A 422-nucleotide genomic window follows, 5' to 3' on the forward strand; every position below is an offset into this window, starting at 1 on the left:
GGATTATCCAGGCGACTTGAGAGAGAAACTTGAAGCCTACCGCCTGCAGCAACAGAACATCAAAGACCTATACGCGAAGAAGTTGCTAGTCAGTCAGTGTTCTGCCTCCGAAAATTTGCGATCATCGGATCAGATTTCTGACCTGACGTCAAGAATATCACAAACCAGTATCATCACGATGCTGGGACGCCGACAAAGAACAACTCAAGATGCCGCCCGAAGTAGTTCCTCCTGGACCATTGCGGCCTCAAGTTCCTCGAGAACATGACGCTCGTCGTCGGTGCCGTGTGCCCTGATCAACGGCGCGCACTGTGCATGCTGGGCGGGGAGAGCCTCCGGACAATCTCGGTGAAACTGCCCAACCATGGCGTTCGGGATTTCCTTGGGGTGCCTCTTGCCGAAGTCGCAATGCATTATGGAAC

The 422-nt window shown here is 53.6% G+C and carries 1 protein-coding gene; it reads left to right on the forward strand.

Annotated features, from left to right (window positions below; all coding sequences use genetic code 11):
* Nucleotides 1-268, forward strand: a 268-nt coding sequence (locus AC1D0P_RS30405; protein WP_477680134.1) for a hypothetical protein, incomplete at its 5' end; no start/stop codon positions are given.
* Nucleotides 269-422 lie beyond the last annotated feature (154 nt).

It is taken from the genome of Polaromonas sp. P1_G2 (genome assembly GCF_056405515.1).